Source organism: Sulfitobacter sp. M13 (genome assembly GCF_053474885.1).
The window spans coordinates 2,265,693-2,278,682 of sequence record NZ_CM130281.1 but is presented as its reverse complement, the minus strand read 5'-3'; the positions used below and the strand labels follow the sequence as shown (position 1 = coordinate 2,278,682).

The 12,990-nt window shown below is 56.8% G+C and carries 13 protein-coding genes and 2 pseudogenes; 7 read left to right on the top strand and 8 right to left on the bottom strand.

Annotated elements, in window-relative coordinates; translation table 11 throughout:
• Positions 1-137: 137 nt before the first annotated feature.
• Together ACVBAU_RS10970 and aroQ are read left to right on the top strand one after the other, a co-directional pair.
• Positions 138-536 carry a rhodanese-like domain-containing protein gene (locus tag ACVBAU_RS10970; protein ID WP_448326320.1) on the top strand — a complete coding sequence of 133 codons (399 nt, stop codon included), beginning with the start codon at positions 138-140 and terminating at the stop codon, positions 534-536.
• Between the two features lie 60 nt (positions 537-596).
• A complete protein-coding gene (gene aroQ / locus ACVBAU_RS10965; protein ID WP_448326318.1) occupies positions 597-1,034 on the top strand; it encodes a type II 3-dehydroquinate dehydratase in 438 nt (145 codons plus the stop codon).
• A gap of 88 nt (positions 1,035-1,122) precedes the next feature.
• On the opposite strand, the gene tsf is transcribed toward aroQ, so the two are convergent.
• From tsf to ACVBAU_RS10945, 4 genes are all read right to left on the bottom strand, one after another.
• A complete protein-coding gene (tsf, locus tag ACVBAU_RS10960; RefSeq protein WP_448326316.1) occupies positions 1,123-1,998 on the bottom strand; it encodes a translation elongation factor Ts in 876 nt (291 codons plus the stop codon).
• Positions 1,999-2,123: 125 nt separating this feature from the next.
• Entirely contained in the window at positions 2,124-2,993 is an 870-nt protein-coding gene (rpsB, locus tag ACVBAU_RS10955; protein ID WP_448326314.1) for a 30S ribosomal protein S2, read from the bottom strand.
• Between the two features lie 188 nt (positions 2,994-3,181).
• Entirely contained in the window at positions 3,182-4,036 is an 855-nt protein-coding gene (locus ACVBAU_RS10950) for a lysophospholipid acyltransferase family protein (RefSeq protein WP_138923278.1), read from the bottom strand.
• Complete coding sequence (locus ACVBAU_RS10945) at positions 4,033-4,797, bottom strand: GNAT family N-acetyltransferase (protein WP_448326312.1); 765 nt, start codon at positions 4,795-4,797, stop codon at positions 4,033-4,035. The genes ACVBAU_RS10950 and ACVBAU_RS10945 overlap by 4 nt, the downstream gene beginning before the upstream one ends.
• Between ACVBAU_RS10945 and lysK the strand changes: the two are divergent.
• The 3 genes and pseudogenes from lysK to ACVBAU_RS10930 form a co-directional block, all read left to right on the top strand.
• Positions 4,784-5,652, top strand: a pseudogene (gene lysK / locus ACVBAU_RS10940) (lysine--tRNA ligase); the annotation flags it as partial. The gene ACVBAU_RS10945 and the pseudogene lysK sit on opposite strands and share 14 nt — an antisense overlap.
• 62 nt (positions 5,653-5,714) lie before the next feature.
• Positions 5,715-6,128, top strand: a complete 414-nt coding sequence (locus tag ACVBAU_RS10935) for a DUF4864 domain-containing protein (protein WP_138924344.1) — start codon at positions 5,715-5,717, stop codon at positions 6,126-6,128.
• Positions 6,129-6,263: 135 nt separating this feature from the next.
• Positions 6,264-8,551: pseudogene (locus tag ACVBAU_RS10930) on the top strand (glycosyl hydrolase family 28-related protein).
• On the opposite strand, the gene ACVBAU_RS10925 reads toward ACVBAU_RS10930, so the two are convergent.
• Both ACVBAU_RS10925 and ACVBAU_RS10920 read right to left on the bottom strand, forming a co-directional pair.
• Positions 8,548-9,219, bottom strand: coding sequence for a hypothetical protein (locus ACVBAU_RS10925; protein WP_448326310.1), 672 nt, complete (start codon positions 9,217-9,219; stop codon positions 8,548-8,550). The pseudogene ACVBAU_RS10930 and the gene ACVBAU_RS10925 overlap by 4 nt on opposite strands.
• 141 nt (positions 9,220-9,360) lie before the next feature.
• Positions 9,361-9,546 carry a PLDc N-terminal domain-containing protein gene (locus ACVBAU_RS10920; protein ID WP_138924341.1) on the bottom strand — a complete coding sequence of 62 codons (186 nt, stop codon included), beginning with the start codon at positions 9,544-9,546 and terminating at the stop codon, positions 9,361-9,363.
• A 156-nt stretch (positions 9,547-9,702) separates the two neighbouring features.
• On the opposite strand from ACVBAU_RS10920, the gene ACVBAU_RS10915 reads away from it, so the two are divergent.
• A complete protein-coding gene (locus tag ACVBAU_RS10915) occupies positions 9,703-9,981 on the top strand; it encodes a hypothetical protein (RefSeq protein ID WP_448326308.1) in 279 nt (92 codons plus the stop codon).
• Between the two features lie 78 nt (positions 9,982-10,059).
• Here the strand turns inward: ACVBAU_RS10915 and ACVBAU_RS10910 are convergent, their stop codons facing one another.
• Positions 10,060-10,314, bottom strand: a complete 255-nt coding sequence (locus tag ACVBAU_RS10910) for a hypothetical protein (protein WP_138924339.1) — start codon at positions 10,312-10,314, stop codon at positions 10,060-10,062.
• Between the two features lie 165 nt (positions 10,315-10,479).
• Here ACVBAU_RS10910 and ACVBAU_RS10905 point away from each other — a divergent pair, with 165 nt between their 5' ends.
• Positions 10,480-10,665, top strand: coding sequence for a DUF3008 family protein (locus ACVBAU_RS10905; RefSeq protein WP_448326306.1), 186 nt, complete (start codon positions 10,480-10,482; stop codon positions 10,663-10,665).
• Positions 10,666-10,676: 11 nt separating this feature from the next.
• Here the strand turns inward: ACVBAU_RS10905 and uvrB are convergent, their stop codons facing one another.
• Positions 10,677-12,893, bottom strand: coding sequence for an excinuclease ABC subunit UvrB (gene uvrB / locus ACVBAU_RS10900; RefSeq protein ID WP_448326304.1), 2,217 nt, complete (start codon positions 12,891-12,893; stop codon positions 10,677-10,679).
• Positions 12,894-12,990 lie beyond the last annotated feature (97 nt).

Sequence of the window (12,990 nt, the reverse complement as noted above, 5' to 3'; positions counted from 1 at the left end):
TCACCGCAGTATCGGTTCAGCGTCCGCGCTGCTTCTCCCTTTACCCTGTTGTTCTGCGTGACATAATCCACATCGACAACGCTGATGCAACAGGACGCGACGCGGACTGGCAACAGCCCCAGAGTGAAAGGAAGAATATGACGCTCAAGATGTCTTCGGCGGATATGGTTGCTGCCGCCCGTGCGCGCATCCGCGAGATCGAAACGCCTGATCTGATCGCGATGCTGAACGACCCAGACGTCGTGGTCGTTGATCTGCGCGATATCCGTGAACGCCAGCGCAGCGGCTATATTCCCGGCAGCTTTCACGCGCCCCGTGGGATGATCGAATTCTGGGTCGATCCCGACAGCCCGTATTTCAAAGAGGTCTTCGGCGAGGATAAAACCTTTGTGTTTCACTGCGCCTCTGGATGGCGCTCTGCGATCACCACGGCAACGCTGCAAGACATGGGCTTTGACGCCGTGCATCTGCGCGAAGGTTTCTCAACGTGGGAGAATCTCGGTGGTCCGGTCGAATTCCCTGAAAAGAAAGACTAACTCCGCCAAAGCGCCTATGCTACGCCCCAGCAATCATACTGTAACAACAAGGTCACGACTATGACATCCATTCTGATCCTCAACGGTCCGAACCTAAACTTGCTTGGCACGCGCCAACCCGATGTTTATGGCAAAACGACCTTGGCCGACGTGCATGCCATGTGCAGCGATAAAGCAAAATTGCTGGGGTTTGATATCGCGTTCGAGCAGTCCAATCATGAAGGCGCGCTGATCGATCTGATCCACGCCGCCAAGGGTAAGCATGCTGCGATTATATTGAATGCTGGTGCCTATACCCATACGTCGATTGCACTAATGGATGCGATCGCTTCGGTAGAGCTTCCCGTGGTCGAGGTTCACCTTAGCAATATCCACGCGCGAGAGGAGTTTCGTCATCGGTCTTACATCGCGCCAGTGGCACTGGGCCAAATCTGCGGCTTTGGTGCCACCGGCTATCTGATGGCACTCGACGCGCTGAAAGTTCATTTTGAATCTTAAGTATCGCCCCTTAGTAACTGATTTTAAATGAAAAAGGGCGAAGGTGCTGATGCGCCCTCGCCCTTTTCTTTGTCTGCTGTATTGCAGTTTAGCCTTTGGCGGCTTTCGCGACTTCTGCTGCGAAATCTTCTTTGACGACTTCGATGCCTTCGCCAACTTCCAAACGGACGAAACCGGTGATGGTCGCGCCTGCTTCTTCTGCGGCCTTACCTACGGACAGGTCAGGGTTCACAACGAATGCTTGGTTCAGCAGTGTCACTTCGGACATGTATTTCTGCATACGACCGGTGATCATTTTTTCGATCACAGCTTCGGGCTTGCCGGACTCGCGTGCGATATCCATTTGAACCTGCTTTTCTTTTTCAACAACAGCCGGGTCCAGATCTGCTTCGGACAAGGACGCAGGGTTTACAGCAGCGATGTGCATCGCGATCTGTTTGCCCAGCTCTTCGTTGCCGCCGGTCATTGCGACCAGAACACCGATTTTGCCCATGCCAGGTGCCACTGCGTTGTGCACGTAGGACACGACCTGTTCGCCTTCGATGGATTGCATGCGGCGAACCGACATGTTCTCGCCGATTTTTGCGATGGCGTCGGTGATGATGGTGGAAACAGGCTTGCCGCCCATGTCAGCCGCGTTCAGTGCATCAAGGTCGGAAACGCCGGTTGCGACGTCTGCGATACCGGAAACCATTTTCTGGAAGTCTGCGTTTTTACCAACAAAGTCGGTTTCGGAGTTTACTTCGACAGCAACACCGCGACCGCCGTCAACCTTAACGGCAACGAGGCCTTCGGCTGCGGTACGACCGGATTTCTTGGCAGCTTTCGCCAGACCTTTGGTGCGCAGCCAATCAACGGCGGCTTCCATGTCGCCGTCTGTTTCAGTCAACGCTTTTTTGGCGTCCATCATGCCGGCACCAGTTGTGTCGCGCAGTTCTTTGACCATGGATGCTGTAATTGCCATCGCTTTGGTTCTCCTTGAATTGGGATAAATTGAGGGGCAGGACTTCCTGCACCACTGTCTCAATCATGTAGTGGTGGTGTGACAGGCAGGGAAAGCAGCCCCCTGCCCGTCTCTTTTCGCGTCGCTTACGACTTGGCGTCGGCCAGCGTTTCCTTCTTGGATTCGATATCCAGAGGTGCGTCTTTGGACATTGCGTCGTTCGATACGGTTTCTTCCGAAGCGTTGCCAACTTCGACGCCACCGTCGATCAGGGCTTCTTCTTCGGGCGCTTCTTCCATCGCACCGATATCAACTCCTGCCGCACCCAGCTGAGCGGACATACCGTCCAGCGCGGCACGAGCGGCCAGATCGCAGTACAGGTGGATCGCGCGTGCAGCGTCGTCGTTGCCTGGGATGATATAGTCGATCCCGTCGGGCGAGCAGTTGGTGTCGACAACAGCGATAACGGGGATGCCCAGTTTGTTCGCTTCGGCCACGGCCAATGCTTCTTTTTTGACGTCGATGACGAAGATCAGGTCAGGGCGACCGCCCATTTCACGGATACCACCAAGCGATGCTTCCAGTTTGAACTGGTCACGCTCCATGCCAAGGCGCTCTTTCTTGGTCAGACCGCCAAAGCCACGCTCGGACTGTTCGTCGATGGACTTCAGGCGCTGGATGGATTTGGAAACAGTCTGCCAGTTTGTCAGCGTGCCGCCCAACCAACGGTGGTTCATGTAGTATTGTGCGCATTTCTCTGCGGCGTCGGCGATCGGCTGAGCAGCCTGACGCTTGGTACCAACGAAAAGAATGCTGCCGCCTTTGGCGACGGTATCACGGATAACTTGCAGAGCTTGATCCAGCATTGGAACAGTCTGTGTAAGGTCCATGATGTGGATGCCGTTACGCGCGCCGTAGATGAACGGACCCATACGTGGGTTCCAGCGCTGTGTTTGGTGACCAAAGTGTACGCCTGCTTCAAGCAGTTGGCGCATGGAGAACTCAGGAAGAGCCATGTCTTTATACCTTTCCGGTTTTGCCTCATCGGGGGTCTCGATCCCAGAATGGGACCAACCGGCGGACGTTTGAGGATTTCTCCCCCAAAGGCCCAACCCCGACTGCGGGTTTAAGTGACGCGCGTATAGTCCGGTTTTGAACGCTTCGCAAGGCTCAAGCCGCATATTTTGCCGCTTAAACGTCTATCTCAGCGCAGTTCCGCGGTGTTTGGGGCTGCTATTCGAACCGACGGATGCGCACTACGGACCTGTGTTTCGCAGGCTTGGGCCAGCGTTTTGCGGTTGTCGAAATCGGCGACGGCCAGTGGCGTGTGGTAGATCGTGGTCACTTTCCCCTGCCGCGCGGACGCCAGCGTGCGCACCAGATGCCCGCCAAAGCTCATGTCACCCCACCAGCCATAGAACCGTGGATCGGCCCCAAGCGGCGCAGTATAAAGCACGGTGACAGGCTGAACCCAGATTGCATCGCGCAGCTCTGGCGCAAAGAACGATTGAAACAGCGTGGTTTTGAACGGCAATACTTGCTTGCCGTCGGTGCTGGTGCCTTCGGGAAAGAACAGCAGCCGGTGATTATCAAGCAGTCGTTGCTGGAAAATCTCGGTCTGTTTGCGGGCATGTTTGGGGCTGCGTTCAATGAACAGCGTGCCGGTCGCCTTGGCCAGCCACCCGATGCCGGGCCAGCTGGCGACCTCAGACTTTGATACGAAATAAATGCGCTGTGCAGCGTTCAGGCTGAAGATATCGAGCCAGCTTGTGTGATTGGCGACAACCGCACCACGGTGGCGCATGGGCGTGCCCACGACTTCGCGGCGCAATCCCATGATCCAGAACGCAATGTAACAGACCGTTTGCGTGATATGCGGTGTGACGGGGCGGCCTTGCCCGCACAAGGGGCGCTCAATCAGGCGGATGGCTAGCAGGACCAGCAGCCCTGTAAAGACCACCGTCGCCAGGACAAGGCCGCGGATCAACGCCAGCGCCCACCCCAGTGGCCCGATGTCGTCTAGTGCCGGGTGATCGGCGCTGTCCCAAGCCGCGCTCACGCGGGTTGCCCGCTGTAAATCTTGGCCTGCCGTTCGCTGAGCCGCGCGGTGTCGAGCATCAAAAGTACGTCCGTTGTGTTAAAGTCATGATCGATAAAGGCCCCCTCGCCCACACAGCCGCCAAGCCGCAGGTAGGCTTTGATCAGGCTGGGCATTTGTACCATCGCCTGTCGACGGTTCAGCGTATCCGCGGGGATCAGATCCATCTTCTGCCGCGCTTTAGGCAAAGCCGTGACCCGCAGTTCAGGGGGCGCAAGATAGGCGTGGTGCAGCAACGACAAAGGCTCTGCGAGAGCATCCGCTTGGGTCCCGTGAAAGCTTGCCACGCCGAACAGGATCTCGATCTCGTGGCGCGCCACATAGGATGCAAGCCCCGCCCAAAGCTGGTGCATAGCGATGCCGCCGCGATAGGATGGATGCAGACACGACCGCCCAAGCTCAAGGATTTCACGCCCAGAGGATTTCAGCGCGGTCAAATCATATTCGTTTTCGGAATAGAACCCGCCTGCCCGCGTCGCCATGCAGCGGCGGATCAGACGGTAGACACCAACCGTTTGCGCGGTTTTACGGTCGATAAGCAGCAAATGATCGACAAAATCGTCGTATTGATCGACTTCAAGCCTGTTGTCGTGATCAACCAAAGAGCCGCCCGCACCCAGTTCGGTGACAAAGACATCATAGCGCAGCCGCTGTGCCGCATGAAGCTCCGCTTGGGTGCGCGCCAGACGGACTTCGAACTCTGCCGCTTTTGCAATGGTCATGGCAGCGCTGGATGTCGACTTTGAGATGTACGGCAAGGACCACAGCACCAACACGCCGATCTATGACAAAATTTGCCGCATTCTGGGCAACCGCCCACCAGAGCATTTCACCTACGAGCTGTTCCTTGATCAGGACGGGCACAAGATTTCCAAGTCGTCGGGAAACGGGCTGACCATCGATGAATGGCTGACCTACGCAGCGCGGAATCGCTGTCGTATTTTCATGTATCTCAAGCCCAAGACGGCCAAGCGCATGTATTTCGATGTGATCCCCAAGGCGGTTGATGAATACCACCAACAGCTGCGCGCGTTTGAGACGCAGGATGACAAGGGCAAGCTAAACAACCTGTTTGGCATATCCACGGGGGCGATGTGCCCAAGTCGGATATGATCGTGCCGTATTCGATGCTGCTGAACCTTGCGTCTGTTTCCTCGGCCGAGGAAAAGTCGCAGCTGTGGGGCTTTATCCAGCGTTATGCGCCTGATGCGACGCCCGAAGGCAACCCCGGTATGGATGCGGCGGCCGAACATGCGGTGCGCTATTACAACGACTTTGTGAAGCCCACCAAAGTGTTCCGCGCGCCCACCGATCTGGAGCGAGAAGCGCTGGAAGACCTGCGTGACCAGCTGAAAACATGGGACGGCGGGCTGGATGCCGAGGCGTTGCAAACGATGGTTTTCGCTGTCGGGAAAGAACGTTTCGACCCGCTACGTGATTGGTTTACTGCGCTTTACGAAGTGTTGTTGGGCGCAAGCCAAGGCCCGCGTTTCGGCGGCTTCATCGCGCTTTATGGTGTGGATGAGACTGTCGCACTGATCGACGACGCGCTGGCAGGCAAGCTGACCACGGCGTGAAACTATTGCCCTATGGTGTGCGTGGATTAAGTTAAGTCCAACACATCATAGGGAGCATTCTCATGCGTGGCGCGGTTCTTTCGGCCTTTTTCGGGATGGTTTTGACCTTTGCGACGGCGTTTGGTGCCACGGCGCAGCAGTCGGATATCGAAAGCACGATCACCGGCCAGTTCGAGGCCTTTAAGGCAGATGATTTCGAGGGCGCGTTCGAATATGCGAGTCCCAATCTGCAGATGATGTTTCAATCCACCGAAAATTTTAAACGTATGGTGACCTCGGGCTATCCGATGGTCTGGAAAAACACCGAAGTGCGGTTTTTGGACCTACGCGAGATCGCGGGCGCACAGTGGCAGAAGGTGCAGGTGACGGACCTGAAGGGTTTCACCTATTTGCTGGATTATCAGATGGTTGAGACGCCGGAGGGCTGGCGCATTGCCTCTGTTCAGCTGCTGGATGCGCCAAGCGTTTCGGCGTGACGTTGCCCCCGAGCGCCGTACGCTGCGGTTAGCCGTGATTAACCACTTGTGAATATTTCTATCCCCCTGCCGGCCAAGCGTCGGAGTTTTGCAATTCATGGGGGCGACATCGCACCCTCGGCGAAGGGGATGACGATGAACAAGGCAATCACGGACGGTCTGCTGCTGACACCTGCGGCTTTTGCACAAGGCTTGGATGTGTATTCAAGCGGGGATGGCACGGCGGGGTCTGACACCTATGAAAATGCGATAAATGCGGCGTTTATCCCTGCGGATCAGGACTTTGGCGGGGCGCTTGAGCTGATCAAGACGCAATCTACGCAAAAGCTGCGGTACATGGGGCAGACGCCGCTTTTACCGGGGTGCTATTTGCGGATTACGGCGCGGGTCAAAGCGATCGGTGGGAATTTACCCTCGGTGCGGATCGCGGGGTATCCGGCGCTTGGCAATGGCACCCGTGTGGGAGGGCTGGTCGAAGTGGGGCCGGCGGTGGCGCTTACGAGCTATGGCGAAGTGGTCGAGGTCAGCGCGATTGTCGGGTCGGGGCTGCGCGGCGGTGTCGATATGGTCTGGGGCAACGCGCCGGTCTACGGGCATTTTGGACTGGATCTGACGGGGCAGAACGGCGGTGTCGTTCGTATTGATGATGTGCGGATCGAGGATGTGACCAGCGTTTTCCTGCGCGACATGCTGGCACAGGTCGACGTGCGGGACTATGGCGCGGTGGGGATGGCAGCACGGATGATACGGCTTCCTTTGTTGCGGCGAATGCGGGTGCACAGGGGCGCAGCGTGTTGATCCCGAGCGGGACGTATCTGCTGAACGGTGATGTGACCTTTGACGCGCCGACACGGTTTGAAGGGACGGTGACCATGCCCGCCAGCGCGATCCTGCTGCTGCGGCGGAATTTCGATCTGCCCCATTATATCGAGGCGTTCGGGAATGAAGAGATCGCGTTTCGCAAGGCGTTTCAGGCGTTGTTGAATAATGCGGATCATGAATCGCTTGATCTGGGCGGACGCAAGGTCAACGTTACCGGCCCGATCGATATGCAGGCGGCGACGCCTGAACGCACCAGCTATGCCACGCGACGGGTAATCCGCAACGGCCAGCTTGAGGCGGCGAGCAATGGCGATTGGGACACGGTAACGGTGACCTCGCAGGCAAGCTATTCGCCCTCGGATGCGCGCAAGCTGACGAATGTCGTGAACGTCGCGAATGTGCCTGTGGGGGCGTTGATCACCGGCAACGGGGTGGGGCGCGAGATTTATGTGCGGGCCAAGAATGTCGCCACACGAGAGATCACGCTGAACGCACCGCTGTATGACGCGGCGGGGACACAGAATTTTACCTTTACGCGGTTTCAGTATCTGCTGGATTTCGGCAACTATAGCCAGCTAAGCAAGTTCGTCCTCGATGACATCGAAATCCAGTGCAACAACGTGGCCAGCGGGATCAACCTTGCGCCGTCGGGGACGATTTTCCATGTGCGCGACTGCTTTATCTCGCGACCCAAGGATCGGGGGATCACGTCGAGCGGCGGCGGGTGTCAGGGGATGTTCGTGGATCGCTGCCAGTTTCTGTCCGCCGAAGACGCGCTGGACGTGCCGGACCGGACCACGATTGCGATCAACTGTAATGCCAATGACGTCAAGATCCGCGATAACCGTGCCACGCGCTTTCGCCACTTTGCGCTGCTTGCGGGGCAGAATAATATCGTCACGGGGAACCATTTCTTTCAGGGGGATACGGTCAAAAACGGCGTCCGCTCTGCTGGGTTGATCCTTGCGGCGCAGCATACGGCGAGCGTGGTGAGCGGAAATTACATCGACAATTGTTTCGTCGAATGGACCAACGAACAAGACCCCGCGCCGGAATACAGCAGCGAGTATTCTTTCAGCTCCCTGTCGATCAGCGGCAATATATTTCTTTCGGGCGAAGTCGCCCCGTGGTTCAGCTATATCGTGATCAAACCCCATGGGGCGGGCCATGTGATCAACGGGCTTACGATCAACGACAACCGTTTCCGCAGCATCAATGGGTTTATTGATCGGGTGGAGCGTATCGACACGAGCTTTGCCGATATGGATTTCTCGCGCATGCGCAACATAGAGATGACCGGCAATTCGTTTCACGGCATCAGCAATCCGGTCTCTAATCCCGTGCAGGTCGAACATACCGAAGGCAGTTTGGCCAAGACCTGGGTGGTGGATATTGCCGGCCGTTTCCCCTTTGGCGGGTGGGCGATCGCGGTGGACAGCATCACAATGGATGGGCCGGTGCGCGACGGATCGAACGTAGCGCAGTACAGCGCACCCTATGTCTTGACAGATCAGGGAACGGAGCGTGATCTGTTGCATCTGGTCTGGAGCACCAGCGTCAAAGGATCGATCTTTATGCAGGCGCGGATGGATAAACGCTAGAATTCGCGCCAAATCGACAGTTTCAGCGCGGGGTTGGAACTGTCGCTTATCAGCGTCTCGGCCCCGATTTGCAGGCGAATATCAGGGCGGCTTTTGATCGGACGCACAACGATGGAGGGCGCGACAGAGGTCGCGGTGGTGGCAGAGGTCGACGCGTAGAAAATTTGCAGCATCCCTGAAAACCTATCGCCAAAGTTGATCCCGAAGGTGCTGTCCACTTTGGCCAGATGCTCTTGAAGATATACGTCCCACGAAAGCGAACTGTCGATGGTGATCCAGCCGTTTTTCTGCGCGAGCGTGAAGCCGCGGCCCCATGACAGCCCCGCTTTTACATTCGGAGTGACCACATCCCCCACCCACGCCGCGCCGATGCCCAGTTCGGCGGACCAAACGCTTGGGCGATCCCGTCGGCCCAACGGACGGCGTAGGAAAAAGGTAGCGGACCCCGACTGCAGCCCATAAGCGCTTGCGAGAAAACTGATCTCTGCCCCGAGGGTGAGGTCATCGCGGGCGCCGTATTCGAGAAACGTGCTTTCCGAGATGTCATAATTTTGCGTGACACTGACAGTATTTGAACTGAAGCCTTTGCCTTTTTCCCGTAACCAAGCGCCGCTGTGGGCGGGGGCTGGGAAAGTGAGGAGGATAAGGAGGATTGACCATAAGCGCATCGGGTACCCTTTCAACGGGTAGCTTGGCGCTTCATGCTTAATAAATTACTTATAACTGAGGGCGGGGGCGCGGTGACGACGGCATGCAAAAAGGCCCGTAGCGTTGCTACGGGCCTTTTTCGTTAGATCATGTAGGGCCGTTTAGACTTTGACGCTGCTGCCGCGTGGGCCAGCAATCAGCCATACGATAAAGCCAACGACGGGGAAGATTAGGACGCCGAGAATCCAGAGGATTTTCGCAAGGCCCGAAGCGCCGGAGGTGAAGATTTGGTAGATCGCGTAAATGTCTGCGATCAGAATGATTAGTCCGAGAATGCCGAATTCCATTGTAAAGCTCCTGAGTTGTAATCTGAATTACTGTCTGGGGTCACAACTTCGTATCTTCGAAAGATGTTCCCGAAATTGTTGTTGGAACTTTTTCGTGATCGACCGAGTTGCTCTCCCGATAGCCCTGACGGGACAGTGTAATTTGAAGGAAATACTATGAAGACCTCTACAGCAGTTATCGCAGGGCTCGCCGCTATTCTGGTGATCGCATTTGCAATCTTTTTCATCGATATTGATCAGACAGAAGAAGGCGCGCTGCCTGATGTCGACGTCTCTGTTGAAGGGGGAAACCTTCCTAAATTCGACGCCGATACCGGTTCGGTTAACGTGACCGAAGAAGAGGTCGATGTTAAAGTTCCTGACGTCGAAATCACCACCGAAGAGAAAACCATCAAAGTTCCCGGTGTTGAAGTAACGCCGCCGTCGAACGACTGATAATACGCATCAGTTTCAACGAAAAAAAAAAACGCCCCCTGATTTGGTCAGGGGGCGTTTTTTCATGTCTGGTTGGTCTCAGTTTCGGGTGAGTTTAGACGCAGGTTTCGCGCCGTTGTCCCCGTCAGATGTAAAGGTGAGCGTGACCTTGTCGCCTGCCATCAGGTCAGACGGAACAAGGGTCTTTGCATCCAAGGTCCACGATGATTTGTCTTGCAGAACAATGATATTGGCCAAGCGATCGTAGGCCAGGATCGTGCCGGTTGTTTCGTCGGCAAAGGCGGGGGCAGAGAGGGCGGTCAGGCCCAGGGTGGCAAGGGCGATCAGGCGCATTTGGGATCCTCCGATAAAGCGCAGATTCCGAATGTGGGGTGGGCGCGGGTGCAAAGCAATCACCTGACAACGGGTGCATGAAAATAATTATGCGTCATGTGATGTCGGGGAACTGCGGACTGTTCGATGTGTTGTGCCGCTACATCCAGCCGAAAGGAGAGAGCGATGAAAGCCCAATCAAAATCCCAGCAACGTGCCGCTGGCGCGGCCCTGTCTGCAAAACGGGGCGAGACAAAGGTGAACGATCTGCAAGGCGCGTCGAAAGATATGTACGACAGCATGTCCGAGGACGAGCTGGAGAAAATGGCCTCGACCGAGCATGATGGATTGCCGGACGAGGTCGAAGACTAGGCGCGCGCCTCTTAGCGTTTTTTGCCACCGTAACGGGATTTACCACCGCGCATCCCGCCGCGGCCACCGGTTGACCGGCCCGATGCTTTTTGCGCGTTGTCAACGGCTTTATCCACCGCATACTGGCGGGCCATTGGATCATCGGCGATGGCGAGATCGACGGCTTCAAGCCGTTTGACCTCGTCGCGCAGACGTGCGGCTTCTTCAAATTCAAGGTTCTCGGCCGCTTTGCGCATGTCGGTGCGCAACCCGTCGAGCACGGTTTGCAGGTTGCCGCCCGCCAAAGGGTTGTCGATCTTGGCGGTGACGCGGCTCATGTCGACATCGCCTTTGTAGAGACCGGCAAGGATGTCATCGACGTTCTTTTTCACTGTGGTCGGCGTGATCCCGTGCTCTTCGTTATAGGCGACTTGCTTGGCACGACGGCGATCGGTTTCGCCCATGGCGCGTTCCATCGAGCCGGTGATGCGGTCGGCGTACATGATCACGCGGCCTTCGGCATTCCGCGCGGCACGACCGATGGTCTGGATCAGCGAGGTTTCAGAGCGCAGGAAGCCCTCTTTATCCGCGTCGAGAATTGCCACCAGCCCACATTCGGGGATGTCCAAGCCTTCACGCAACAGGTTGATCCCGATCAGCACGTCAAACGCGCCGAGCCGCAGGTCGCGCAGAATCTCGATCCGCTCAATCGTGTCAATGTCGCTGTGCATATAGCGCACGCGGATGCCCTGTTCGTGCATGTATTCTGTCAGGTCTTCGGCCATGCGCTTGGTCAGCACGGTACACAGCGTGCGGAAGCCGTCGGCAGCGACCTTGCGCACCTCGTCCAGCAAATCGTCGACCTGCATTTCCACGGGGCGAATTTCGATCTGAGGGTCGACCAGTCCAGTGGGACGAATGATCTGTTCGGTGAAGACACCGCCGGTTTGTTCGATCTCCCACGCTGCGGGCGTCGCCGAGACAAACACCGATTGCGGGCGCATGGCGTCCCATTCCTCGAACTTCAAAGGACGGTTGTCCATACAAGAGGGCAGGCGGAACCCGTGTTCAGCCAGCGTCATCTTGCGCCTAAAGTCACCCTTGTACATGCCACCGATTTGCGGGACCGACACGTGGGATTCATCTGCAAAAACAATGGCGTTGTCAGGAATGAATTCGAACAGGGTGGGGGGCGGTTCGCCCGGGGCACGGCCCGTCAGATAGCGCGAGTAGTTCTCGATCCCGTTGCACACGCCTGTGGCTTCCAGCATTTCGATGTCAAAGTTGCAGCGCTGCTCAAGCCGTTGCGCCTCCAGCAGTTTGCCTTCGCCCACCAATTGATCAAGCCGCATCCGCAGCTCTTTCTTGATGCCGATCACCGCCTGATTCATCGTCGGCTTTGGGGTCACATAGTGGCTGTTGGCGTAGACGCGGATTTGGTCGAAGGTACCGGTTTTCTCGCCCGTAAGAGGGTCGAATTCAGTGATGCTTTCCAGCTCTTCGCCAAAGAAAGACAGACGCCAGGCGCGGTCTTCAAGGTGAGCGGGGAAAATTTCGAGGCTATCACCGCGCACACGAAAGGTGCCGCGCTGGAAGGCGGCGTCGTTGCGTTTATAAGCCTGTGCGATCAGGTCGGCGATCACCTGACGCTGGTCGTAAGAGCTGCCGGTTTTCAAATCCTGCGTCATCGCGCCATAGGTTTCGACAGAGCCGATACCGTAGATGCACGAGACAGAGGCGATGATGATCACATCATCGCGTTCCAGCAGCGCCCGCGTGGCAGAGTGGCGCATCCGGTCAATCTGTTCGTTAATCTGGCTTTCCTTCTCGATGAAGGTGTCAGAACGGGCGACATAGGCTTCGGGTTGATAGTAGTCATAATAGCTGACGAAATATTCAACCGCGTTTTCGGGAAAGAACCCTTTGAATTCGCCATAAAGCTGCGCTGCCAGCGTCTTGTTCGGCGCAAGGATGATGGCGGGGCGCTGTGTTTCCTCGATCACCTTGGCCATCGTGAACGTCTTGCCCGTCCCCGTGGCCCCCAACAGGACCTGATCGCGCTCGCCTGACCGCACCCCTTCGGACAGTTCCTTGATTGCGGTGGGCTGGTCGCCTGCGGGTTCGAATTCGGTCGAAAGCATGAACTTCTTGCCGCCCTCAAGTTTGGGGCGGTCGCGCACATTGGGCGCGGGGTTGGCAAGATAGGCGTCTTTGCGCTCGGGCAAACTATCAGAGTGGGCGTAGGCCATAACATCGTCCTTTGGGGGTGCCCCTAAGGTGTCATGTTTTTGCGCGGGTTCAAGGGGCGTAGCCCTGCGCGAGGCGCATATGTCGCTTTCGTCGCAG

Excerpts from the sequence above, each read along its gene's own strand:
- ACVBAU_RS10970 (WP_448326320.1), top strand. The coding sequence starts at position 138 with ATGACGCTCAAGATGTCTTCGGCGGATATGGTTGCTGCCGCCCGTGCG.
- aroQ (WP_448326318.1), top strand. The coding sequence starts at position 597 with ATGACATCCATTCTGATCCTCAACGGTCCGAACCTAAACTTGCTTGGC.
- tsf (WP_448326316.1), bottom strand. The coding sequence starts at position 1,998 with ATGGCAATTACAGCATCCATGGTCAAAGAACTGCGCGACACAACTGGT.
- rpsB (WP_448326314.1), bottom strand. The coding sequence starts at position 2,993 with ATGGCTCTTCCTGAGTTCTCCATGCGCCAACTGCTTGAAGCAGGCGTA.
- ACVBAU_RS10945 (WP_448326312.1), bottom strand. The coding sequence starts at position 4,797 with ATGACCATTGCAAAAGCGGCAGAGTTCGAAGTCCGTCTGGCGCGCACC.
- ACVBAU_RS10935 (WP_138924344.1), top strand. The coding sequence starts at position 5,715 with ATGCGTGGCGCGGTTCTTTCGGCCTTTTTCGGGATGGTTTTGACCTTT.
- ACVBAU_RS10925 (WP_448326310.1), bottom strand. The coding sequence starts at position 9,219 with ATGCGCTTATGGTCAATCCTCCTTATCCTCCTCACTTTCCCAGCCCCC.
- ACVBAU_RS10920 (WP_138924341.1), bottom strand. The coding sequence starts at position 9,546 with ATGGAATTCGGCATTCTCGGACTAATCATTCTGATCGCAGACATTTAC.
- ACVBAU_RS10915 (WP_448326308.1), top strand. The coding sequence starts at position 9,703 with ATGAAGACCTCTACAGCAGTTATCGCAGGGCTCGCCGCTATTCTGGTG.
- ACVBAU_RS10910 (WP_138924339.1), bottom strand. The coding sequence starts at position 10,314 with ATGCGCCTGATCGCCCTTGCCACCCTGGGCCTGACCGCCCTCTCTGCC.
- ACVBAU_RS10905 (WP_448326306.1), top strand. The coding sequence starts at position 10,480 with ATGAAAGCCCAATCAAAATCCCAGCAACGTGCCGCTGGCGCGGCCCTG.
- uvrB (WP_448326304.1), bottom strand. The coding sequence starts at position 12,893 with ATGGCCTACGCCCACTCTGATAGTTTGCCCGAGCGCAAAGACGCCTAT.